Here is a 487-nt window from a genome sequence, read left to right on the forward strand (position 1 = left end):
GTCGTAGAGGGGCCGGTCGTCAGCCCGAGCTCGGCCTCCAAGCGCCTGACCTGCGACGGGCTGAGTACCTCAACCCACGTGCGGCCCTCGGCCGTCCACCGTGTGCGGCAGCCGGGGCAGGTCCAGATGCGAGGCGCCTGCCAGCGCCAGCGACGCCAGGGGCGAGGGCACCCCCCGGCGCAGGCGATCATGTCCCAGTTCGTGAGCGCGTCGACCAGGCTGCCGGCCACGATGTCCGCGTCGGCCTCCCCATGGTGGAGTGGGCCGAGATACACCACCTGCTCAGCCTCCTTACGTCCGGCGCAGCAAACGTCCTACTCCTTGGTCCTGACCCGGAGTCCGTCGTTCATGACGATGGTCTGGGCTGCGTCCTTGACCAGGTCGTTGACGAGGTCGTGGTCGAGGCCTGCGGCTTTCAGTTCCTCGCGGTAGGCGATGAGCAGTTGTGCGGTGGTGGGCATGGTGTCTCCTGAGGGGTGGATGGGCG

Annotated in this window: 1 protein-coding gene; it reads right to left on the reverse strand. The window is 68.6% G+C overall.

The features are described from left to right. The coding region (locus tag C1I97_RS40880; protein ID WP_220040908.1) for a hypothetical protein at window positions 1-278 on the reverse strand (278 nt) is incomplete at its 3' end. Window positions 279-487: the final 209 nt, after the last annotated feature.

The sequence above is a fragment of the Streptomyces sp. NTH33 genome (genome assembly GCF_003236365.1).
In the GTDB taxonomy this organism is placed as follows: domain Bacteria; phylum Actinomycetota; class Actinomycetes; order Streptomycetales; family Streptomycetaceae; genus Streptomyces.